At 40.5% G+C, this 22,428-nt stretch carries 18 protein-coding genes and 2 pseudogenes; 14 read left to right on the forward strand and 6 right to left on the reverse strand.

The window, feature by feature from the left end; all coding sequences use genetic code 11:
- Nucleotides 1-66: 66 nt before the first annotated feature.
- The 6 genes and pseudogenes from ACX27_RS10585 to ACX27_RS33645 all read left to right on the forward strand — a co-directional run bounded on the left by ACX27_RS10585 (nt 67) and on the right by ACX27_RS33645 (nt 7,291).
- Nucleotides 67-600 carry a ComEA family DNA-binding protein gene (locus ACX27_RS10585; protein ID WP_062291846.1) on the forward strand — a complete coding sequence of 178 codons (534 nt, stop codon included), beginning with the start codon at nt 67-69 and terminating at the stop codon, nt 598-600.
- 859 nt (nt 601-1,459) lie between these two features.
- Nucleotides 1,460-2,341, forward strand: a complete 882-nt coding sequence (locus tag ACX27_RS10590) for an SDR family NAD(P)-dependent oxidoreductase (RefSeq protein WP_062291849.1) — start codon at nt 1,460-1,462, stop codon at nt 2,339-2,341.
- Between the two features lie 78 nt (nt 2,342-2,419).
- Nucleotides 2,420-3,901 (forward strand): glycosyl hydrolase family 57, encoded by a 1,482-nt coding sequence (locus ACX27_RS10595; protein ID WP_062291852.1) that lies wholly within the window; start codon nt 2,420-2,422, stop codon nt 3,899-3,901.
- Between the two features lie 359 nt (nt 3,902-4,260).
- Nucleotides 4,261-5,034: pseudogene (locus tag ACX27_RS33635) on the forward strand (caspase family protein); the annotation flags it as partial.
- Nucleotides 5,035-5,088: 54 nt separating this feature from the next.
- Nucleotides 5,089-5,646, forward strand: coding sequence for a DUF2808 domain-containing protein (locus ACX27_RS33640; protein ID WP_144427583.1), 558 nt, complete (start codon nt 5,089-5,091; stop codon nt 5,644-5,646).
- Nucleotides 5,647-5,929: 283 nt separating this feature from the next.
- Nucleotides 5,930-7,291 carry a DUF2808 domain-containing protein gene (locus ACX27_RS33645; protein WP_062291857.1) on the forward strand — a complete coding sequence of 454 codons (1,362 nt, stop codon included), beginning with the start codon at nt 5,930-5,932 and terminating at the stop codon, nt 7,289-7,291.
- Between the two features lie 200 nt (nt 7,292-7,491).
- Here the strand turns inward: ACX27_RS33645 and ACX27_RS10610 are convergent, their stop codons facing one another.
- Nucleotides 7,492-8,850 carry a sensor histidine kinase gene (locus ACX27_RS10610; RefSeq protein ID WP_062291860.1) on the reverse strand — a complete coding sequence of 453 codons (1,359 nt, stop codon included), beginning with the start codon at nt 8,848-8,850 and terminating at the stop codon, nt 7,492-7,494.
- 833 nt (nt 8,851-9,683) lie between these two features.
- On the opposite strand from ACX27_RS10610, the gene ACX27_RS10615 reads away from it, so the two are divergent.
- The 3 genes and pseudogenes from ACX27_RS10615 to ACX27_RS10625 all read left to right on the forward strand — a co-directional run bounded on the left by ACX27_RS10615 (nt 9,684) and on the right by ACX27_RS10625 (nt 13,518).
- Nucleotides 9,684-10,730 carry a permease gene (locus ACX27_RS10615; protein ID WP_062291863.1) on the forward strand — a complete coding sequence of 349 codons (1,047 nt, stop codon included), beginning with the start codon at nt 9,684-9,686 and terminating at the stop codon, nt 10,728-10,730.
- Nucleotides 10,731-10,865: 135 nt separating this feature from the next.
- A pseudogene (locus tag ACX27_RS10620) lies at nt 10,866-11,628 on the forward strand (TIGR03943 family putative permease subunit).
- 396 nt (nt 11,629-12,024) lie between these two features.
- Nucleotides 12,025-13,518, forward strand: a complete 1,494-nt coding sequence (locus tag ACX27_RS10625; RefSeq protein WP_062291866.1) for a hypothetical protein — start codon at nt 12,025-12,027, stop codon at nt 13,516-13,518.
- A gap of 214 nt (nt 13,519-13,732) precedes the next feature.
- On the opposite strand, the gene ACX27_RS10630 is transcribed toward ACX27_RS10625, so the two are convergent.
- Nucleotides 13,733-14,011 (reverse strand): hypothetical protein, encoded by a 279-nt coding sequence (locus ACX27_RS10630; RefSeq protein ID WP_062291869.1) that lies wholly within the window; start codon nt 14,009-14,011, stop codon nt 13,733-13,735.
- A gap of 402 nt (nt 14,012-14,413) precedes the next feature.
- The gene (locus ACX27_RS10635) at nt 14,414-14,809 is read right to left on the reverse strand and encodes a hypothetical protein (protein ID WP_062291870.1); all 396 of its coding nucleotides are present in this window, start codon (nt 14,807-14,809) and stop codon (nt 14,414-14,416) included.
- 798 nt (nt 14,810-15,607) lie between these two features.
- Here ACX27_RS10635 and ACX27_RS10640 point away from each other — a divergent pair.
- A complete protein-coding gene (locus ACX27_RS10640; protein ID WP_235526580.1) occupies nt 15,608-15,967 on the forward strand; it encodes a hypothetical protein in 360 nt (119 codons plus the stop codon).
- A 111-nt stretch (nt 15,968-16,078) separates the two neighbouring features.
- Nucleotides 16,079-18,697, forward strand: a complete 2,619-nt coding sequence (locus ACX27_RS10645) for a tetratricopeptide repeat protein (protein ID WP_235526581.1) — start codon at nt 16,079-16,081, stop codon at nt 18,695-18,697.
- Between the two features lie 132 nt (nt 18,698-18,829).
- On the opposite strand, the gene ACX27_RS10650 is transcribed toward ACX27_RS10645, so the two are convergent.
- Together ACX27_RS10650 and ACX27_RS10655 are read right to left on the reverse strand one after the other, a co-directional pair.
- Nucleotides 18,830-19,141 (reverse strand): addiction module antidote protein, encoded by a 312-nt coding sequence (locus ACX27_RS10650; protein ID WP_062291876.1) that lies wholly within the window; start codon nt 19,139-19,141, stop codon nt 18,830-18,832.
- On the reverse strand, nt 19,116-19,559 hold the full coding sequence (locus ACX27_RS10655) for a type II toxin-antitoxin system RelE/ParE family toxin (RefSeq protein WP_335337829.1): 444 nt from the start codon (nt 19,557-19,559) through the stop codon (nt 19,116-19,118). Before ACX27_RS10655 ends, ACX27_RS10650 begins: the two co-directional genes overlap by 26 nt.
- Before the next feature lie 70 nt (nt 19,560-19,629).
- Here ACX27_RS10655 and ACX27_RS10660 point away from each other — a divergent pair, with 70 nt between their 5' ends.
- From ACX27_RS10660 to ACX27_RS34870, 3 genes are all read left to right on the forward strand, one after another.
- Entirely contained in the window at nt 19,630-19,926 is a 297-nt protein-coding gene (locus ACX27_RS10660) for a hypothetical protein (RefSeq protein ID WP_062291882.1), read from the forward strand.
- A 164-nt stretch (nt 19,927-20,090) separates the two neighbouring features.
- The gene (locus ACX27_RS10665) at nt 20,091-20,333 is read left to right on the forward strand and encodes a type II toxin-antitoxin system Phd/YefM family antitoxin (RefSeq protein WP_062291885.1); all 243 of its coding nucleotides are present in this window, start codon (nt 20,091-20,093) and stop codon (nt 20,331-20,333) included.
- Between the two features lie 86 nt (nt 20,334-20,419).
- Nucleotides 20,420-20,542 (forward strand): hypothetical protein, encoded by a 123-nt coding sequence (locus ACX27_RS34870; protein ID WP_256364390.1) that lies wholly within the window; start codon nt 20,420-20,422, stop codon nt 20,540-20,542.
- Between the two features lie 47 nt (nt 20,543-20,589).
- Here the strand turns inward: ACX27_RS34870 and ACX27_RS10670 are convergent, their stop codons facing one another.
- Nucleotides 20,590-22,179, reverse strand: coding sequence for a helix-turn-helix domain-containing protein (locus ACX27_RS10670; RefSeq protein ID WP_062291887.1), 1,590 nt, complete (start codon nt 22,177-22,179; stop codon nt 20,590-20,592).
- Nucleotides 22,180-22,428 lie beyond the last annotated feature (249 nt).

A 22,428-nucleotide genomic window follows, 5' to 3' on the forward strand; every position in this document is an offset into this window, starting at 1 on the left:
ACCTTTGTGTAGCCATTCTGATTACTGATTTCTGGCTTCTGGATACTGTTTACGTCAGCAAAGATAATGCACAACTGGCTACCTCTAAACTTTAAGTTACAAAAACTCCGCGCCAAATTGCTCAATGATCCTTATTATCGGTTGCAGTCTGGTGAAGAAATTCAAATAGCGGCGCAATTGGGTATTCGGATTGATGTGAATCAAGCAACGGTGGATGATTGGTTGCGCTTACCGGGTTTGTCGATTCACCAAGCGCGATCGCTTGTCGAACTTTCTCGTTCTGGGGTTAAATTTTACTGTATCGAAGATATTGCCGCCGCTTTGAGTTTACCTGTGCAGCGTCTCAAACCTTTAGAACCACTGCTGCATTTTGTTTACTACGACAATGAGTCTCTGGTTCATTCAAATCATTTAGTTAATCCCAACACCGCTACAGTCGAGATGTTGGCGCAAACGCCATTGATTGATTTGTCCCTGGCTCAAGCAGTGGTGGAAAATCGCCAAGCTTATGGACTATATCGTAATATCGCTGATTTTCAACAAAGATTGCAGTTACCTGCGGAAGCGATCGCACAATTAATGTATTTTTTGCGGTTTTAATTCATTGTGGTGTGTTGTTGGTCATCTGCTATTTCTGAACTAAATTCAGTAAGCATACACAGCTTTATCAAATTATTTATTAATTAAAAGATCCCTTTTAGTAAATTATTGATCCCTGTTTTATTCTATCAGGCAGGGATAATAATTTTATAGCAAGTGCCAGCTAGATTAAGATAAAACTAATCGTCAAACACTTATACCAAGAGACTTTCCAGCTTATCTCCTATTTCCTACTATATGACTTTTTTGCGTCTTTATTATGTCTGTCTACCCGTATCAGCTTCCTTTCTCTTGCTAACAATTGGTGAGATATTTTCTTGACTCTAGGGACTTTATCACTAATTGTCAAGAAATGATGATATTTATCTAGCATGATTCATGAAAACTTATTTCCCGAAATATTTGATATATATATCATCTTGGTTACAAAGTGTTAAGAAATTCTTATTAAAAAATATTGCTGCTACTTGATTTTGTTGTTAACGTGTGTTTAGCAACGCTGCTGATCAATGCTCTGAATCTAAAAGAGGTAAAAATTATGAGCCATATCCATTCAGCCAATTGCTGGAAGTATTGATGAAGTTCCGAAGCCTTGCATAGAAAAGGGACTAGTACAACAAGGCAAAAGTTAAAAGGAAAAAGAAAGATAGGTACTAGGATTTTTACTCAGCACTTTCAAGTCAGAAGATTTCTGCAATGCAGATTAAACCAAAAATCTCCATTGCAAATAGCTGAGTTTTCTTCTGAAGTCAACAAGGATAGATGATTTGTCTTACCTGCGGAAAATGAGGAACCGTAATTGCGTCTATTTACAAACACAAAACGCGGGTTAAGACTTAAATTCTGGAGATAAAAACCGATGAAGATTCAAGGTAATGTTGCTCTAATTACGGGGGCTTCTCGCGGTATTGGCAAAGCGATCGCCCTTGCCCTGGCACAACAAGGGATGAAAAGATTAATTTTAGTAGCACGCGATCGCCAAAAGTTAACCCAAGTCGCTCAAGAAATTGCAGCGATGGGAACAGAAGCCGTCATTATCCCGCTAGATTTAACCCGCGCTACAGATGTAAATATTGCTGTAGCTCAATTGTGGCGCAATCATGGCCCGATTCATCTGCTGGTGAATTGTGCTGGTGTTGCTTATCAAACCTCATTTTTGCGTTCCAAACTTCCCCAACTCCAAGAAGAACTGTCGGTGAATTTGTTGGGAATGTATACCCTCACCAGTTTGATTGCGCGACGCATGGCCAGCCAAAAACAAGGGACAATTGTCAATGTCTCTAGCTTAATGGGGAAAGTCGCTGCACCAACAATGGCAACATATTCAGCTACAAAGTTTGCCATCTTAGGATTTACCCAAGCCTTGCGTCAAGAATTAGCCGAGTACAATATTCAAGTCAAAGCCTTATTACCTTCTCTCACCGACACAGATATGGTGCGTGACTTGCAACTATTCCGTTGGGTGATTCCGATGACACCCCAACAAGTAGCGCAAGCATTGATAGTCGGATTGCAGAATGATGCACCAGAAATTTTAGTTGGATGGCAAAGTCATTTAGCTGTGTGGTGTCAACGCCTCGCCCCTTGGTTGTTAGAGTTAATTTTGAAAATCGCCGCGCCACCAGCACCAAGAAAGCAGCAAGTTGTCGAAAAACCCAGTTTATTCACCCGTATCAATCGTTTTTGCGATGTTTTGTTATCCAGAAACGCAACTCGTTTGGTAACTGCACGTAAGTCTTAAAAGATTCTGGGACGCGATCGCCTACTGCAACAATAAAGATACAGTATGAGGGATGAAAAGTTTTATTCCTCATACTTTATGCTGTCTGTTCCTACACATCTCCCGCCAGAAATCGTTGACGGTTTACCAAATATTTCTGGTTGGGAGAAAGAAGTTCTTGCGGTAGTGAATCACAACGAACCTGTTTTTTTACCCTCAACTAATCTCAGGTTAGAGGATATTAATGCAGTATTTGCGATCGCCTTACACATGCACCAGCCGACTATCCCCGCAGGATACAACGGCGGACTGATCAGCAATCTGCAATATATGTTTGAACATCCCCACGAAGGCGACAACCACAACGCCGCGCCTTTTGCTTATTGCTATAGCCGGATGGGTGATTTCATTCCTGAACTTGTCAGTCAAGGTTGCAATCCCCGCGTCATGTTAGATTACTCTGGCAATTTGTTGTGGGGATTACGTCAAATGGGACGCAATGACATCCTCGACAACCTCAAAAAAATTACTTGCGATACTGCTTATCAACCTTACGTCGAATGGTTGGGGACAATGTGGAGTCACGCTGTTGTTCCTTCCACACCAATACCCGATATTAAATTGCATATTTTAGCTTGGCAACAACATTTTGCTGCTATTTTTGGCTGGGAAGCATTGGCAAGAGTCAAAGGATTTTCACCGCCAGAAATGCACTTACCAAATCACCCTGATACTTTATTTGAATTTGTAAAATCTCTCAAAGAATGTGGCTATCGCTGGTTATTAGTCCAAGAACATTCTGTAGAAACACTCAATGGTGAACCTCTCAGATATAAACACTTACCACACTGTTTAATAGCGCGTAACTCTCAAGGCGAAACAATTAGTATTACAGCCTTAATTAAAACTCAAGGTTCTGATACAAAATTAGTTGCTCAAATGCAGCCATACTACGAAGCTAAAACACTATCCAAACAACAAATAGGTAATGTATTAGTACCACCAATAGTTAGTCAAATTGGTGATGGTGAAAATGGCGGCGTAATGATGAATGAATTTCCCAGTGCTTTCAAACAAGCTTGGTGGGATATGGTTAATCATGGCGGTGGTAAATCTGGTGTTGTCGGGATGTGTGGTACAGAATATTTAGAGTTAATTACAGCCGCAGGTTGTAACCCGGAAGATTATCCGACTTGTCAGCCAGTAGGACAGCATCAAATTTGGCAAAGAGTTGCACCCGATAATTGTCAACTCGAAGCTGTTGAAAATGCCATTCAAGAATTAAAGCAAAGCAATCCTAATTTTCATGTAGATGGTGCTTCTTGGACAAATCATATTAGTTGGGTGAAAGGATATGAAAATGTATTGTCTCCGATGAATCAACTCAGCAGTTTGTTTCATGAAAAACTCCTAAATAATGAGTCGGGAGAGATTACTAAACAATCCCAATACCGTCAGGCATTAATATATAATTTATTGCTGCAAACTAGCTGTTTTCGCTATTGGGGACAAGGCACTTGGACAGATTATGCTAAAGCAATTTATCAAAGGGGAGAAGCTCTATTGCAAGCAAATTTTTAAATTCTAGGACTTACGCACAAGTGCTGCAATATCGTAGACGTGCAAGCGGCTTCCCAGGGTACCGCAGAGGCGCAGAGGACGCAGAGGTATGAGAGTTTGGAGGAATATTGCGTAAGTCCTGAAGCAATCAAATGTTGTTTGTTTACATCTTGCACTAAGTGACTGAAGTCACAGTTATACAGACAAAATTCTTGATTTTATTTTAGTCCGCGCAGGCGGACTTAGTTTTTATAGCCGCGAATTCCATTCGTCGGGGCTTGTAAATTTAATTAAATGTTATTCAAATGATTACTTAAGTTGAATTAAAATTATTACAAATAGTTTAATTTGAATTTAGATAAAAATATTGAGTAAAAAAAATGTTGTGGCACAAATGGCAACTATTATTAGGAACTGCGGCATTAGTATTGCCATTAACGTTTAGTTTAGCTCACCCAAGGATAGGAATAAATCAGGCGATCGCTCAAAATTCCATTCCAGTAAAACGCCAACATCGTACAGCACTCATTATTGGTAATTCCAATTATAAATCAGCCGATACATTAGTTAATCCTGTCAACGATGCAACGGATATTGCTAATTCTCTACGCCAATTAGGATTTGATGTGACTCTCCTCAAAGATGCAGATTTAAGACAGATGGAAGAAGCCATCGAAAAGTTTAATCGCCAACTGCGTCAAGGAGGAGTAGGATTATTTTACTTTGCTGGTCATGGAGTGCAAGTAGATGGAGAAAATTATTTAATACCTGTCAATGCGCGACTAGAACGTGAACAAGATGTACGTTATGAAGCGATGGCGATGGGTAAAGTTCTAAACGTCATGGAAGATGCAAATAACGATGTCAATTTTATTATTTTAGATGCTTGTCGGAATAATCCCTTCGCGCGACAATGGCGATCGCTCCAACGTGGTTTAGCCGCACCAATACAATCTGTTAAAGGTACACTCATTGCCTATTCTACTGCACCAGGGACAGTTGCTTTTGATGGCGATGGACGCAACAGCCCCTACACTACAGCTTTGTTACGCAATATGAAGGCTCCAAATTTAGATGTGGAGCAAATGTTTAAACAAGTCAGGGCTGATGTTCTTAATACAACTAATGGCAAACAAACACCTTGGGAATCTTCGTCTTTAATTGGTTCTTTTGCTTTTAATTCAACAAATGATAGTAACAGAAATAATATGACATCTTCTGTTACAACACCTCAATCACCGCGCAATCAAGAAATCATTACCACTCCATCACCTCAAATTACATCGCCTACTACCCAGCCATTGACTGCAACCAGAACAACATATTTTGCTCAACAGCCAAGTTTAGTAGAAGTCACAACCAATGACAATCAAGCTAAAGCTTTAGGCGCAACTTATTACTTTACAGTTAATCTACCAGAAGGTGCTGGGACACCCCTCCAACAAATTACAATCAACCAGCGAGAAGGTGCAGAATATATCCGTTTTCATCTCAAAGAAACTTCCGCCTTTAAAGGGGGGCGTTCTCAAAAAGGAGAAAAACTGCAACTAAAAGATATTAGCAGCGATCGCAAAACTCAAACAGTATCTTTTACTTTTGATCCGCTAGTTTCACCTGGAACAAAAATTACCATTGGTTTAAAAGCCCAACAAAATCCCCAAAGAGGTGGTGTTTATCTCTTTGGTGTTACCGCATTACCAATGGGAGAAAAGCCTCATGGTCAATTTTTGGGTTTTGGCAGATTACAGTTTTATCAACATATTTAATTTAAGTAAGCAGAAGGACGTTCGCGGAAGCGTGGCCGTCAGGCTGGAGATCAATCAGTGTTTGAAGTCACAAACAAATACTTTTCAAATAACCTCTGAGAGTTGTAGAGAAATATTGCGTAAGTCCTGAAATAATCAAATATTGTTTGTGTAGGTATGTTCAGCTTACCTTAGAGGTTTACTTGTAAACTTAATTAAATCTTCTTCAAATGATTACTTAATGTGAATTAAAATTGTTACAAATAATTTAACTTGAATTTAAATAAAAATACTGAGTAACAAAATGTTGTGGCACAAATGGCAACTATTGTTAGGAACTGTGGCATTAGTATTACCATTAACGTTTAGTTTAGCTCACCCAAGGATCAAGATAAACGGAGCGATCGCAGCCAAAGCCATTGCCCAAAATCCTATCCTTGCACAACGTCAACACCGTACTGCACTGATTATTGGCAATTCCAATTACACATCAGCAGACACATTAGCCAATCCTGTCAACGATGCGACAGATATTGCTAACTCCTTACAGCGATTGGGATTTGATGTCACTCTCCTCAAAGATGCAGATTTGAGACAAATGGAAGAAGCCATTGACAAGTTTAATCGCCAACTGCGTCAGGGAGGAGTAGGATTATTTTACTTTGCTGGACATGGACTACAGGTAGACGGAGAAAATTATTTAATACCAGTCAATGCGCGGCTAGAAAGAGAACAAGATGTACGTTACGAAGCGATGGCGATGGGTAAAGTTCTGAATGTGATGGAAGATGCAGCTAACGATGCTAACTTTATTATTTTAGATGCCTGTCGAAATAATCCCTTCTCTCGTCAATGGCGTTCTCTACAACGCGGTTTAGCAGCACCAATACAATCTGTTAAAGGTACACTCATTGCTTATTCTACTGCACCTGGAAAAGTTGCCTTAGATGGAGATGGGCGCAACAGCCCCTACACTACAGCTTTGTTACGCAGCCTGAAAGCTCCTAATCTAGATGTGGAGCAAATGTTTAAACAAGTGCGGGCTGATGTACTCCAAACAACTGACGGCAAACAAACACCTTGGGAATCTTCGTCTTTAGTTGGTTCTTTTGCTTTCAATCGGACAAATGATGATAGTAAGATAGACAATTTACCACCTCCTACACCTCCAGCATCTCCTCCGACTCCACCAGTTGCAACAGGAACAACAGCTTTTGTCCAACCGCCGAGTTTAGTTGAGGTAACTATTAGTTATAGTCGAATTAAAAACTTGGGAGCCACCTATTACTTTACAGTTCATTTGCCAAAAAATGCTGGAACCACATTGCAACAAATTACAATTAACCAGCCTGAAGGTGCAGAATATATTCGCTTCAATCTCAACGAGAGTATTGCTTTTAAAGGGACACGTTCTCAGCAAGGAGAAAAACTAGAATTAAAAGATATTAGCAGCGACGAAAAAAACCAAAAAGTATCATTTACTTTTGAGCCTGCTGTGTCTCCTGGTACGGAAATTACTATTGCTTTAAAAGCTATGCAGAATCCTCAAAAAAGTGGTGTTTATAGCTTTGGAGTTACAGCATTTCCATTGGGGGAAACAGGCAATGGTCAATTTCTTGGTTTTGGTAAATTCAATTTTATTACTAAATCTCACACTAATTCGTAGATTTTGATTAATAATGTTTTCTTTGTTTTTTATTTCATACTAATTCTTTATGAAGCTGCATATAATTCGATCCCCTCTAGCCCCCCTTAAAAAAGGGGGAATAAGAAATTAAATCAAATTCACCCTTTTGAAGGGGGATTTAAGGGGATCTAAATATGTGTAACTTCACATAAAATTGGTATCATTCTGATTAATATACTCTACACCAACGGCAAAAGTATTTTAAATTCTGAACCTACACCTTCTTGGGAACGGAAATCTAATTTACCCCCATGTCTGGCGGTAATAATTCGGTAACTAACGCCTAAACTAGTTTCTACATCAGCCCGTTTTTCTGTTGAAAAAGAATCGAGAATTTGTTTCTGTGCTTCTTCCGACATTCCGGGGCTATTATCAACGATGCTAATACAAACCCAACGAGAATCCGGGGCGTTTGGGCGAGTTGGTGCTTGAGAAACAACGGCTGTAGTAATAATAATTTGGGGTTGATTTGCGTCAGGACAAGATGCTTGTTGAAATTGTTGGCGTACAGCTTCATCTAATAAGCCATCTACAGTTTGACTAAAAATATTCATTAATACTTGGTGCAGTTGTCCCATAAAGCAAGAGACTGGTGGAATTTTGCCATATTTCTTGACAATTTCAATTTCACCTTTTAAACGGCTTTTTAAGAGAAGAACAATCCCATCTATACAAGCATTAATATCTACTGGTTTGGGATAAATTTCATCAATATGGCAGAAATTTTGTAAACTGGTGACGAGTTTTTTTAATCTTTCTGCACCAGTGTGGGCGCTGGCTAAAGCTTTGGATAAGTCTTCTTCTAAAAAATCAAATTCAATTTCGTCTTTGAGATAATTAATAGCTGCTGAACCTTCGGGTAAATCTTCGGCGTAAGCAGCTATCAGCTTCAGCAAGTCTTGACTATATTTTGAGATGTAAGTTAAATTGCCCCAAATAAAACCTACGGGATCTAAAATTTCATGGGCTACGCCGTCGACTAAACGCCCTAAACGTGCCATTTTATCATTTTGAATCATTTGGGCTTGACTACGTTCGTAGCGTACTTGAGTTTCAATACCGCGAATTTGCCATGCGGCTAAACTCAAGTCGTGAATATCCAATAATTTGTAAGTATTGGCATCTGTTTGAACAATAATAGGTTCAGCAAAAAGTTCAGGCGATCGCTTGAGTGTATGCTGCATTGCTGTTAAAATCGTCATCGTCTCTGGCAGCAGCAAAATTTCTGTACGTGCATAGCTATAAAGCTCGTTGAGGTTGGCTTTAGCAAATAACTCTTGCCCGAAAGGACGAATGAGAAATTCTAGAATACGTCGCCGAGAAATCATCCCCAGGAATTTTCCCCGTTCGAGTAAAACTACTCCTGGTAAGCGCGGGTATTTTTCTAAAAAATTAGCTACTTCAGTGCATGTACAACTAATATCTACAGCAAAGTCGTACATGGGTAATTCTTGGAGATTTGACTCTAAACTGAGATAGTTATTGCTGGCAATAGATAAAACTGGTGGTGAAATTAAAGCAGTTAATTCTGATGACACTGGCAACCCTGATATATATAAATTTTAACAAGTAATTAATAAGTAAAAAGCTGAGATTTTAAAGTCTATTCAGTAAGTATGCAGCTATCAATATAACGATGTGACGCAAGTTAAACATATCTAAAACCTTGATTAACAACAACTTAGCGACCCTCGTGCGTTAGCTTTATTTGTCTTAACTGACTTAGATATTCATTTTATTAACAGAAGGATAATTTAAACAACTGAATTCATCAAAATATTAAATAATAATAACAAAAATGAGAATTTGCCAGATTTTAGGTAGTAGTAGCCGTGAAAATACTTGGAGTCTTTTGGACAATTAGCGCCATACATAATGTTTACTAAAATTATTCCATTTTGGTATTGCGGATTGCTGATTTTTGTAGTAGAAATCAACCACAGACACTCTTGAGTTGAAAAAATTAGGTTAAAACACGCATATCAGCAACTCAGAGTGATCCCCAAATGTTTAAAGACTGTGAATCCTTGATGAAAATGCGTGGAAGATAATACACGAATCAGCTAATTTACAGTAAGTATAAACATTAGGTAATTAAACGTCACCTAATCCTATGGCTATCAACCGATAATTCAGAACTATTTCGGAAATTAGGCAATTTCGACAAGAACAATCATCCGTAAATGCACTCATGTAAAATGGCTATACTAAAACTCACGGGCGCTAGTTGGCGCTTAAACAAGACTACGAATTAAAGATGGTCTGGTTGTGTCAATGATGTTTAATTATCCGTACATGATTTTGATCCCCATTTCGATAGAATGACTAGACATAACCTCAAAACTTTCAACCGCTTTTGACTGCGACACCCATGAATCAACTGAACAATGGTTTCACGATATTTCTGAGTCTGCTAGTCGAGGCGATGCCGTTTTTGCTTCTAGGGGTTTTATTCTCTAGTTTGCTGCTATTTTTTGTTGATGAGCGCAAATTAGTGGAAAAAATGCCCAAAAATCCGCTATTGGGCGCTTTAGTTGGCAGTATGGTGGGTTTTTTATTTCCGGTGTGTGAGTGTGGCAATGTGCCGGTAGCGCGGCGCTTGTTGATTCAGGGCGTACCCACACCTGTAGCGATTGGTTTTTTACTAGCAGCGCCAACGATTAACCCGATTGTGATTTGGGCAACTTGGACAGCGTTTCGCGATCAGCCAGAAATAGTAGTTTTACGGGTAGTATTTTCCCTATTAATTGCCACAACTGTTGGCTTTGTGTTTAGTTTTCAAAAGGACTTGAATCCCATAGTCCAACCTGCGATCGCCCGTTATATGAAGTTTAATCCCCCAGCGAAAGTCGAAACCCAACGTCGGGGCAAACGTTACCAACTTCCCCCAGAATCAACAGCACCAACTTTGTTGCAATCTGGGACATATATTTTGGGCGGGAAAGCAGGTACACCCAGCCGGATGGATGGCACAGCAGATGACCCCCTAGCAAGCTCAAATAAACCACTGGCGGCAAAACTCCGGCTGATGATGGATAACAGTATCCAAGAATTGCGCGAACTGGGCGGAGTTATGGTGATTGGTAGTGCGATCGCAGCTGCTATCCAAGTCTTTGCACCCCGTGACTTAATCTTGAGCCTCGGTGCTGGCCCGGTTAGTTCTATCATTGTGATGCTAATTTTGGCAGCCGTTGTCTCAATTTGTTCCACAGTCGATTCCTTTTTTGCCTTATCTTTTGCATCAGCATTTAGTAGCGGTTCCTTGCTGGCATTTCTGGTCTTTGGGCCGATGATTGACATTAAAAGCGTTGGGTTAATGTTATCCATGTTTAAGCCAAGGGCAATTTTCTACCTCTTCGCCTTAGCCGGACAATTGACATTTTTATTCACGCTGTTTATTAACTTGCATGTTCTTTAAAGTGCTGAGTGCTGAGTACTGAGTGCTGAGTTAAAAGATGGATACGTCTGATAAACAATGACAAAGGACAAAACGCAAAGTCTGATTGTGGAGGTTTCCTCCACTCAGAATTTTGTAAGAGAGGACAAATGAAAAATGACACCTAAACCACAACGCCTGAATTTATTACTCTCTTGGCTGGATGTCTTAGCCATCACAGCTTGGGGAATTTTAATGTTGAAATACTGGCTGACTGGCAAGCTGAATTTGCTGATTCATCCCAATTATTTTGGTTTGGTGGTAGTGGCTGGTATTGGCTTAATTATTGTTGGTTTATTCAAAATGCAAGAACTTTGGCAACGTCATCACCGCGATGTTTTGCCAAATGTCCAGCATATAACTTTATTTCCGCCTGGTTGGGGTGGTGCGTTGCTGTTAACAGCGGCCATTTTAGGTTTCATAATTACACCGCAAGTTTTTGCCAGTGACAAAGCTCTCAACCGTGGTGTGAGTGATTTACTGGGAACTTCCCGGATTAAACCCCAAGCCTTCCGGGCTTCGGTTCGTCCAGAGGAGCGATCGCTAGTAGACTGGGTAAGAACACTCAACGTTTATCCCGAACCAGACGCATACACAGGACAAAAAGCCAAAGTCCAAGGCTTTGTGATTCGTCCCCCAGATTTAAGTAAAGAATATATATTCCTCGCCCGCTTTGTTCTCTCATGCTGTGCTGCGGATGCTTACCCTGTTGGTTTACCCGTGAAATTACCAGCAAATCCAGAACAATACACCCCTGATACCTGGTTAGAAGTCGAAGGACAAATGGCTACAGACAACCTCAACGAGAAACGCCAACTTACCATTGTGGCGAACTCTGTCAAAAAAAATTCCCCAACCCCAAAATCCCTATAGTTATTAAGTAAAAGTGGTGTAAATCTTTGTAGTTGGGAAAAGGCAGGAGGCAGAAGGCAGTCCCGATAAAACAAGTTTCATAGCCAAGCATGAAAGTGGGACTAGCATTTTTACTCAGCACTCAGCACTTTCAAGTCAAAAGGCAGAAGAGGGTTTTAGTTTAATCAACCTGCCTTAATATAGTTTGATTTTTTCCCACCAACTTATACCATTTCACGAAAAATTTGATACAGATGTAAACCCTAAAAGCTTTGCTGTATCTAAGTTTTTTAATTGCGTTAGCGTAGCGGTAGCGAGCCTGCGAGCGTCATTGCGAATTGCGAATTGTGAATTGGTATTACTTAGTCAACCAATTTGAGATTTTGGATTGATATGTAGCGTAAATTACGAATTTTTTTGACCAATGACTAGCAAAACCTTTATCCAACCACTAGACCGTGTAGCGATCGCCTTGATGCTGCTGCTGAGTTTGCTGATTGGCTTTATCATCTTTCAAGGTGATGTTGTTTCTCCCCGCGTCCGCAACTTTACTTGGCAAAATCAGCAAATTGGTGCCGATGATATTGCCTTTAGCCTCACTTTTAGCCGTCCAATGGATACTAAAAGTGTGGAGGATAATTTAAAAATTGAGCCACCCTTAGCCGGAAAATTTAGTTGGGCAGGTAGGCGGATGGTTTATACGCTGTTAACACCTGCTCCTTACGGTACAAACTATAAAGTTCAGCTACAACAAGCAAAAGATAAATTTGCTCAAAAGGAAGCTAACAATAAAGTCATTCAGCCTTTTGTGGGCAATTTTCGCACCCGCGATCGCGTGATTGTTTACATAGGTGCTAACCCAGAAGAACAAGGGCAATTAATTCTCTACAACTTAACCCAAGAGCAGAAAAAAATCCTGACTCCCAAAGACCTGACGGTAATGGATTTTAAACCATTTCCTGACGGGGAAAAAATCTTATTTTCGGCTCGCACAGCCAACAACCAAGATTTACTTTCTGCCCAGTTATATACCGTCACTACCGGAATTGCTGGCAAATCTGACACCAAACCAGAAGCCGCCGCGAAAGTTGATTTAATTTTAGATAATAAGGATTATCAAAACTTAAAATTTGACTTATCACCAGACGGAGAAACTATCGTCGTCCAACGTGGGAATAAAAATAATCCCGGTGACTTTGGGTTATGGTATCTACCAACCACTGTGGATAAATCCAGCCCTAAACCCACTCCCCAACGTTTACAAAGCCAACCAGGGGGAGATTTTATGATTACTCCTGATAGTAAAGCTGTAGCCGTTGCCCAAGGTCAAGGGGCTGCGATATTACCACTACAACAAGATGCGAGTAAACCCTTAGACTTTTTGCCGCAATTTGGTTTAGTGCAAGCTTTTGCTAAGGATGGTTCTCAAGCGGCGATGGTCAAATTTAATACTGATTACACCCGTGACTTATTTTTAGTCACTAACCAAGGTGTGCAGAAACCCTTGGTAAAAACTACAGGCTCAATAATCGATTGTCAATTTGACCCAGCTTCACCCACCTTATATTGCTTGTTAACTCAGTTAATCACCCAAGCAGAATATGTAGAACAACCTTATTTAGTCGCTATTGATTTGAAAACTGGACAACAAAGACCATTATTAGTTCTACCAGTTGATCAGCGAAATGTAGAAATGAGTTTATCACCGGATGGGCTGGGTTTATTGTTTGACCAAGTCGTACCACAAGCCGATAACGTACCCGCACCTGCCAATAGTTTAAAGACAGATGACGGTGAAGCGATCGCTACTAGTAGTTTGTGGTTAATGCCATTGTTACCCATTGCTGATGCGGCAGTTACTACAATTAAACCAGAAAAGCTACCTTTAATTGGCTTTCATCCCCGTTGGCTACCTTAATTTAGTGCTGAGTGCTGAGTGTTGAGTGTTGAGTTAAAAAAGACGTTGCAATGCAACGTCTTTAAATTTTAATTACTGTAACGCGATGTGCGACTTATTTTTGAAACCCCTCTCCAAACCTCTCCCCGAAGCGGAGAGAGGCTTTGAATCTTGCTCCCCTTCCCTCGTAGGGAAGTGGGGTTGGGGTTAGTTTGAGATAAAGTTACACACAGTGTTACTGTATCGAGATTTGACGGCTTAAAATGCTCATCACCTCGTCTGGATTACCTGTGGGTTGCAGGGGACTCCAATCTCCCACACTGGCGTAACCAATAACTTGCAAATAGTGAATTGTACTAGTCACAGCTTTGGGTGAACCAATCAACAAATGTTTAATTGGTTCCCGGAAAGGAAATGGTTGTTGGGGAATTTGCTTGGGAGTGGGGAAGTGGAAGTTGTGTCTTAAGAATTGGGCGATTTGAGATTGGGCGAAGTTGAGTAATTGTGCCATCATTATGTTGAAACTCCTGTATTTGGGTTTTATAAAAGCGATCGCTCTTTTCTTGCCAGAACCAGACGATCGCTTTTATCCTTTATTTGAGTTTAGATAAGGGCGGTTGCTTTATTCTTTGGGGAAGGAAGCGATCGCCTTTATCATGTCTTTTATATTAAAGTATAATTTTATACTTGTCAACTACTAACGCAAAAATTTTTGTTAGTAATTTTCTGGTTGTAAGGAAGACAAATTATGTTGTATGAGCGTGATATTTGTCATATCAATTAACAAAATTATTGGCGAGTTTGTGTTGAAACAAAAATTATATCCCCGACTTCTTCAAGAAATCGGGGATATTTTGGTGAACAGGAATTTTGGCTGATTTACTACTTAGGTTTAAAACAATCTATAGTCCTAATTTTAGGCGTTTTCAGTTGTAGTGTTAAAAGTTTCTTGTGTGTTGGCTTTTAAGCGACTGACAGAACTTCTGCGAACACGTTCACTTTTGCGAACACCGCCAGCCATCTCATATTCAACGCTGTCTTTACCGTATTTAAAAGCAACACCAATCAGCATTCTATCATTTAATTCACCTAAACTTTTTTCTAACTGTTCCATTTCAAGTTTAGTTGAATCTATAACAACAAGAGCCGTATTATAAGCGTTAAGTTTAGCCCGATATTGTTCAATTAATTGAATCATATTTTGTAGATTGCGATTATCGCCAAAATCCATGTTAGGGTCAATCGCCTTGAGTCCAGATATTCTCAACTCAGCTTTTTCGACAATGCGAGATGTGCGTCTTTTTTGAGACATAATTATTTACTTAATAAATCTTGCTAAAGCTAGTGTGTCCTAATTTCACTAAATTTTGCGTCAGTATATTTGACAAAATCTGGTGGTGTTTAGATTTTGTCTATCAGTAATATCTCTGCTAAAAATAAGTGCGAGAGTAGAGAGAATAAAATCTAGAAAGATATATTTTGTTTAGATGTTGTTTTAAAAGTGGTTCATTATGTTTATTTACACTGATAGATCCCCCCAACCCCCCTTAAAAAAGGGGGCTAAGAGTAATTAAAGTCCCCCTTTTTAAGGGGGATTTAGGGGGATCTAAAATGTTTAGCTACCAACAATAGAACTTTTGAAACATCTTTTTAGATTTGAAGGACAGAACCTTTTGTCCTAACGACAGAACCTTTTGTCCTAACGACAGAACCTTTTGTCCTAACGACGAAACCTTTTGTTCTAACGACGAAACCTTTTGTCCTAACGACAGAACCTTTTGTCCTAACGACGAAACCTTTTGTCCTAACGACAGTAAATTTACATCTTGCACCTAACGACTAAAGTCGCGGCTACACAAACAAAACCCGCCTGCGCGGGTTCAAAACCCTTGATTTTTTGCTTTGGGTGCGTTACGTCTTACGCCTAACCAACTCTACTGGACTAACTAAATTTTTGCTTTAAATTGCGTAATTTCAGGCTCAATTGTTGTGTTACTAAATAAATAGGATGCACCTAAATTAAAGTAGCACATGGAACCTTTAACCACTGCGGCGATCGCACTTGGCTCTGTAGTCGCCACCAAAGCCTTAGAAAGAACAGGTGAAATGGTTGGCGAAACTCTATGGAATAAAAACTGGTGAGTTTCTCGTCAAGCTAAGAAAACACTCACCGAATGTTGTCGCCGCTATTGAAAAAGCACCAGCTACACCGTTAGATTATGGCAAAGCTGTAATTGAAGTAGAAGCTGCGGCGAAAGCTGATCCTGAAGTGGCGCAAGTTTTACAAGAAGTAGCGACAGCAGCACAAGCAGAGACAAATCAAAATTTTATTCAATTAATCCAGGAAATCGCCGACGCGCTCAAATCTCAGTCACAACAGCCGATTTTTAACAACAATCAAAAGTTTGCAGATGAAATCAAGAACTTTTTTCAAGGTAATACATTTAACGCCCCAGTCACCTTTAATTGACTAAAGTCGTCTGACGGGGAACGGACAAAGTTAACCCCCACAAAACATATACCACGCGGTTCTGTTCACTTTGTCGGGCGAGAAACAGAACTGACACAAGCACATGAAGACTTGCAGCGTGGTAACTATGTGGCAATATCAGGAATGGGAGGTGTAGGTAAAACTGAACTTGCCACCCAATACGCCAAACAATATCAAAATAATTATGGCGGAATAACTTGGTTTAATGACAGAGCCAGTAATCTCGCGGCTGAAGTATTGGGGTTTTTTATCCAACTTGGTTTCGAGATTCCCCAAGAACAAGGCGGGAGACTGTTAACCCTACAAGAACAAGTTGCTTGGTGTTGGTTGCAATATCCCCAAGCTGACTTACCTATATTAATAGTCTTTGATGATGTCACTAGCTTAGACAACTTGCGCGAAGTTGTTCCTAGCGATAACCGCTTTCGTGTTTTGGTGACAACTCGCCTGCGAAATTTAGATCCAAACTTTATTCAAGAGATTCCCTTAGATGTTCTCTCACCAGAGAAAGCATTAAAACTGTTAAAAAAATTGTTGGGGAAAGACAGGCGAGTAGACAACCAACCAGAAGCCGCAGACGCAATATGTGAATTTTTAGAATATTTGCCTTTGGGGATAGAGTTAGTCGGTGCTTACTTAGCACAAGACCCAGATTTACATCTATATATAATGTTGGAGCGATTGCAACAACGCAAGTTAGCCGAAGCAGCTTTACAAGACAGGGAAACTCTCAACTCAACCCAACTGGGAGTGAAAGCCGCCTTTGCTTTAACTTGGGATGAACTAGAACCACTGACGCAACAACTAGGCAAATTTTTGAGTTTATTTGCGCCCCAGTCAATTTTTTGGGATTTGGTGATTGTGGTGGCGACGGATGCAGAGAAAACAGAAGATGAAAATGAGGAAGAAACAAGACGGCTAATGTGGACAGAAGATGAATTAAACAATGCGAAGAAGCAATTATACAAGCATCACTTGCTGCAACAGGTAGAAGACAGCAAAGGATATTTTTATAAAATACATGCTTTAGCACGGTGGTTCTTGCAAAAGCAATTAGCCGATGCTGGCGAGATGAAACTAGTTTTAGAAAAAACTTTTGCTATAAAAATGATAAATCTTGCCCTACGGCTTCCCCAATCACCCACTTCTAAAGATATTGAATTTTTCAGTGTTGTTGTTCCCCATTTAGAAGACATAGGAAACCGTATAATTGTAGAAATAAACCAAGCAGATAAAAAACAGATAGTTTCGCCGGTATCAGTTCCTAATGAGCAAGTAATTAAAATATTTATTGGAGTGAAAAGATTTTATGAGGAACAAGGACTATATCAATTAGTAGAAACTTGGTGTCAAAAATGCGTCAATGTTTGCCAAGCTTTATTCACAGGCGATCATCCCGATGTTGCTATCAGCTTGAATAATTTAGCCGGAATCTACGATAACCAAGGGCGCTACAGCGAAGCTAAACCTTTGTACATCGAAGCCTTAGCAATGAGAAAGCGTTTATTCACAGGCGATCATCCCAATGTCGCAACTAGCTTGAACAATTTAGCCGTACTCTACGAAAGACAAGGGCAGTACAGAGAAGCTGAACCCCTCTTCATTGAAGCCTTAGCGATGAAAAAGCGTATATTCACAGGCTATCATCCCGATGTCGCAATTAGCTTGAACAATTTAGCCGCACTCTACAAAAGCCAAGGGCAGTACAGAGAAGCTGAACCCCTCTTCATTGAAGCCTTAGCAATGTATAAAAGTTTGCCTGTCAGAGATCATTCTGTTGTCGTCATTAGCTTAAACAATTTAGCTGAACTCTACCATAGCCAAGGACAATACAGAGAAGCCGAACTCCTCTATCTTAAAGCCTTAGCTATAACAAAGCGTCTGTCTGTCCACGACCTTACCCAGGTTGCCGCTAGCTTGAATAATTTAGCTAACCTCTACAGTGACCAAGGACGGTACAGAGAAGCTGAACCTTTGTACATTCAAGCCTTGACTATAACAAAGTGCTTGTTTGTCGCCGACCATCCTCATGTCGCAATTAGCTTGAACAATTTAGCCGCGCTCTACTACAACCAAAAGCGGTACAGCGAAGTCGAACCCTTTTTTATTGAAGCCTTAGCGATGACAAAGCGTATATTCACAGGCGATCATCCCGATGTCGCAATTAGCTTGAACAATTTAGCTTACCTCTACAGTGACCAAGGGCGATACAGTGAAGCCGAACCTTTGTACATTCAAGCCTTGGCGATGTACCAGCGTATATGCACAGGCGACCATCCCAATGTCGCTCTCAGCTTGAACAATTTAGCCGGAATCTACGATAACCAAGGGCGATACAGTGAAGCCGAATCTTTGTACATTCAAGCCTTGGCGATGAGAAAGCGGTTATTCACAGGCGATCATCCCGATGTCGCAACTAGCTTGAACAATTTAGCCGGACTTTACAAAAGCCAAGGGCGGTACAGCGAAGCCGAACCTTTGTACACTGAAGCCTTGGCGATGTTGCAACGGGTGTTAGGGGATAATCATCCCAATACAGTGACAGTGAGGAACAATCTAGCAATTCTGCAACGCCAGTTAACTCCTGTTCCTATTTGGCAAACTTGGTTAAGTTGGTTGTTCCAATTATTATTAGGTATATTAATTTTACCGTTTTATTTATTGTGGCAACTAGCTAAAAAAATAATAAAATTAATTCGTAATTCGTAATCTCTCTTTAATCATATCCAGTCCACTCAATCACTTATAATATATCCGCCGCGAGTGCAACGAAGTGGAACGACGCGATCGCAAAAACTCTGCAATTACTTTACTTCGCTATCGCTTTGTTCGTATAAATTTTCAACTTTGAATTGGTTGCACACTCAGGCGATAGCCGAGATGATGCAGAATAAGGCTGATGGTTCGCAGTTCGGGGTTGCCTTCTGGCGACAAAACCTGGTAAAGATTCTGGTGGTTCAAACCCGTTTTTTCCGCAAGGCGCGTCATCCCTTCCCGTGCTTCCACCACGTTTCGCAGTGCTTCCAGAAAAAACGCAATATCGCCATCCTGCTCGTACTCTTCAAGAGCAACATCCAGGTAAGCCTTTGCCATTTCCGGGTTCTGCATCTGCTCAAACACAATCTCGTCATGGTTTCTCAGTTTCTTGCTCATCCTGTTCCTCCTGATAAGCCTGCCAATATTTTTTAGCTTTTTCTATGTCTTTATCTTGGCTATCCTTGTCGCCACCACACAAAAGAATTACCAGATCATTCGCAGATTCTCCAAAGTAAACGCGGTAGCCACTGCCAAAGAAAAACCTCAGTTCCAGCACGCCATCTCCAACTGACTTACAATCGCCGTAATTGCCCTGTTTAAGTCGCTCTATCCGTCGGATTATCCTTGAACGGATCGTGTAGTCCTTAAAGTTTTCCAACCATTCGGTGTACGGCTCCTTGCCATCTTCTGTAGCGTAGACTTTTAGAGTTTTTTTGACGAACGATATCAGCCATAGTTTAATTATAAAACTTAGCTTAAAAGTATAAAAGGGATAGTTGTAGATGCGGCGATCGCTCTCATCAACAATAAAGATACGATGGTTTTGTGGTAGGCGATCGCAATGCTAACCTAGTTCATATCAAGACAAAATCAAAACAATATTTATGAACCTTCCGCCCCAACTACAAGAAAATATTGAAAAATGGGCAAGTAGTCAGGGAATATCAACTGAGCAATTTATCTTGCAAGCCATTACAGAAAAAATTGCGACTCTCAGTCAGCAAAAACTAGCAGAAGAGACTCAACCCAACCTCAACCAAACAAACCTCTATCGCAAAGACGGAATCTTAGTTGTAGATGCAGAATTACCAGCAAACTTTGATATCAATACTTTTATAGATGAATTGAGAGAAGAACATTTTACTCGTTTGGGAAGAGTAGTTGTAGGTTGGGTGGAATGAAATGGAACCCAACATCATCAAAACTTTGTTGGGTTACGCTGTCGCTTCACCCAATCTACCATTTCTGGTTTTTCATCAATAATCAAGATGTGATAGTTTTGCTGTAGGCGATCGCTGTTCGTAGATAGAATAAACTAAAGTGATTTCCAAACAAAAACATCATCATGTCTTCGCTTCCTGTCAACGAAGCTCAAAAGCATTTACAACAGCTAATCGACCAAGTTACAGAACAAGGTAAACCTGTAATTATTCAAAGCGATCGCGGTAATACTATTCTGCTGTCAGAAAAAGATTGGTCTGCAATTCAAGAAACTCTCTACCTGTTATCTGTTCCTGGAATGCGAGAATCTATCAAAGAAGGACTAGCAACTCCGATTCAAGAATGCGATGAGGAATTGAATTGGTGAGTTGGCATTTAGTTTACACAAAGCAAGCACAAAAAGATGCAAAAAAACTAGTTTGGAAAGAGTAGTTGTAGGTTGGGTGGAATGAAATGGAACCCAACATCATCAAAACTTTGTTGGGTTACGCTGTTGCTTCACCCAACCTACCGTTTCTAAATGTTTTGCGCCTCTGCGTGAGGAAAAAATCATCTCGTCAGCAACACCAAACATAAAAGCACAGATGCACATTGTCACCTGTGTTTATTAATATATATCTGCGTCAAGCGAGATTCAACACCTTGCGTAACAGTGCTTGGTCTTCTATTTTGGCTTTGAGACGGCCATTTTCCACATCTCGAATCCAGCTTTGACTTTTTCCGGTGAGTTTAGCTAATTCCCGTTGGGAGAGATTTAAATTTTTGCGGGCTTCTAAAATCTGTTCGCCAACTAAATCGCCTGTCAGTCTGACTCGTCTTCGGTTTTTGATAGTCCGTCGTTGCTTCTTTTCCGAGTCAGAAATTTGCTGTTCCCATTCTGGCGGTAATTCAAATGACAAAATCCGCGCATTCATCAGCAGGTTCCACTTTCCACGGGGGCCGGAATCTGTCAAGCGGGTTTCACCACCACCATCGTTAATCCAAAATTCTAAAGCTTCGTCTGGATCTTCGGGTATCGCCATGAGTTTCGCCCACAATGGTTGAATTTCTGGCGGGTAAGTTACGGGGTCAAACATAGGTTTGATTCCCAAATGGTTCAACACTTCTAAGTCATTTTCAAATGTCCGCAGCAGTCGTTTGCGTTCTTCTCGCTGTCGGGAGGCTAAGGTGACTTTTTCTTCGCCATAAGCAATGCGTAACAAGGTAGGAACAGTGATGCGTTGTTCTCTACCCATCTTGGTTTTGAATAATAACCACAACATGAGTCGGACTGCGCCTTCGTGTTGTTGCCAAATACTCATAACGGTGGTTAACAAAGTTTTGGGCAAGCTACCGTATTGATAAAAGGCGGTGCGTTCTTTACAAGCTTGTTTGTTTAAGAAATACTGCGCCCAAACTCCGGCTTTAATTTTGAAGGTTAGCCCAACCAGGTATTTACATCCTATGTCATCTTCTTGGAAGTGGTGTTGAATATGAACTAAGTGCCACAAGCGAGATTGAGTAACTGAAAATCCTTTGACGCGCCCTTGTTGCGGCCAGTCAATGGATATTAACAGTGAGCAAGCTTGTTGGACAAGATTTTTCATTAAGGTGAGTTTGGCAGTTTTACTTAAGTCTTTGCGCTTTTCTAGCCCCAAGTATTTCTCTATTTGCCGTTCATCTAGTGAAAATTCTTGTTCCCAAGGTTGTTCTAATGTTGTCGCGTAGGCGGCAAATATTAAATGGATACAAGCTGCCCTAATATCCATTGTCTCAATCGCTTCTAAATTAGTGATGCGATCGCTAACTTGAAAAGGATGTTGAATGTGAAAAGCAATTGAACCCTTGCCTTGGCTGACTTGTCGGCTGTAACATAAATATCCTTCTGCGTCATGTTCCCAATTTAAGGATGTGCGTTGAGCCAATACATTACACGCTTCCCAAATTGCGATCGCTGAAGCAAAAGGGTTATTCTTCCCATTAGAAAATAAATCCGGGCTGGTAGCATCTCGCGGTTCGACTTTACATCTCCCCTTTTTTGCCTGCCAGGGTATGGGAGAATTTGTCGGACAAGCTATTACACATTGCGGTTCTGGATAATAGCCTTCACAATTGTTACACAGACAAGGATCAATCCAATATTCATCGTCTTCTAACTGAATCGCACCCGTAGGACATTGGGGACGGCAGTTATCACATCCAACGCAACTGTTGTTAGGAATTGTATACGGCATAAAACTTCTTCCCACCTAATCGTTGAGATGTTTGGCTCAAGTCTCCCCCTGGATGTGTCCTGTTTATTTATCACTCGCAACCACATTAATTACCTAGCAAGAAGTAAATTTACTTGCTGCGATAATTGCCCACATCCATATTCAGACTTAGTATCCAAGTAGAGGCTCAATCAGGCTTTTCAGCCCAGCCGAATCTTTATTGTTCATTAACTATAAATTTCATAAATATTTAGATGATTTTGTTCATCA

Origin of the sequence: Nostoc piscinale CENA21, assembly GCF_001298445.1 — a bacterium.
In the GTDB taxonomy this organism is placed as follows: domain Bacteria; phylum Cyanobacteriota; class Cyanobacteriia; order Cyanobacteriales; family Nostocaceae; genus Nostoc_B; species Nostoc_B piscinale_A.

Excerpts from the sequence above, each read along its gene's own strand:
- ACX27_RS10585 (WP_062291846.1), top strand. The coding sequence starts at position 67 with ATGCACAACTGGCTACCTCTAAACTTTAAGTTACAAAAACTCCGCGCC.
- ACX27_RS10590 (WP_062291849.1), top strand. The coding sequence starts at position 1,460 with ATGAAGATTCAAGGTAATGTTGCTCTAATTACGGGGGCTTCTCGCGGT.
- ACX27_RS10595 (WP_062291852.1), top strand. The coding sequence starts at position 2,420 with ATGCTGTCTGTTCCTACACATCTCCCGCCAGAAATCGTTGACGGTTTA.
- ACX27_RS33640 (WP_144427583.1), top strand. The coding sequence starts at position 5,089 with ATGACATCTTCTGTTACAACACCTCAATCACCGCGCAATCAAGAAATC.
- ACX27_RS33645 (WP_062291857.1), top strand. The coding sequence starts at position 5,930 with ATGTTGTGGCACAAATGGCAACTATTGTTAGGAACTGTGGCATTAGTA.
- ACX27_RS10615 (WP_062291863.1), top strand. The coding sequence starts at position 9,684 with ATGAATCAACTGAACAATGGTTTCACGATATTTCTGAGTCTGCTAGTC.
- ACX27_RS10625 (WP_062291866.1), top strand. The coding sequence starts at position 12,025 with ATGACTAGCAAAACCTTTATCCAACCACTAGACCGTGTAGCGATCGCC.
- ACX27_RS10630 (WP_062291869.1), bottom strand. The coding sequence starts at position 14,011 with ATGATGGCACAATTACTCAACTTCGCCCAATCTCAAATCGCCCAATTC.
- ACX27_RS10635 (WP_062291870.1), bottom strand. The coding sequence starts at position 14,809 with ATGTCTCAAAAAAGACGCACATCTCGCATTGTCGAAAAAGCTGAGTTG.
- ACX27_RS10650 (WP_062291876.1), bottom strand. The coding sequence starts at position 19,141 with ATGAGCAAGAAACTGAGAAACCATGACGAGATTGTGTTTGAGCAGATG.
- ACX27_RS10660 (WP_062291882.1), top strand. The coding sequence starts at position 19,630 with ATGAACCTTCCGCCCCAACTACAAGAAAATATTGAAAAATGGGCAAGT.
- ACX27_RS10665 (WP_062291885.1), top strand. The coding sequence starts at position 20,091 with ATGTCTTCGCTTCCTGTCAACGAAGCTCAAAAGCATTTACAACAGCTA.
- ACX27_RS34870 (WP_256364390.1), top strand. The coding sequence starts at position 20,420 with ATGGAACCCAACATCATCAAAACTTTGTTGGGTTACGCTGTTGCTTCA.
- ACX27_RS10670 (WP_062291887.1), bottom strand. The coding sequence starts at position 22,179 with ATGCCGTATACAATTCCTAACAACAGTTGCGTTGGATGTGATAACTGC.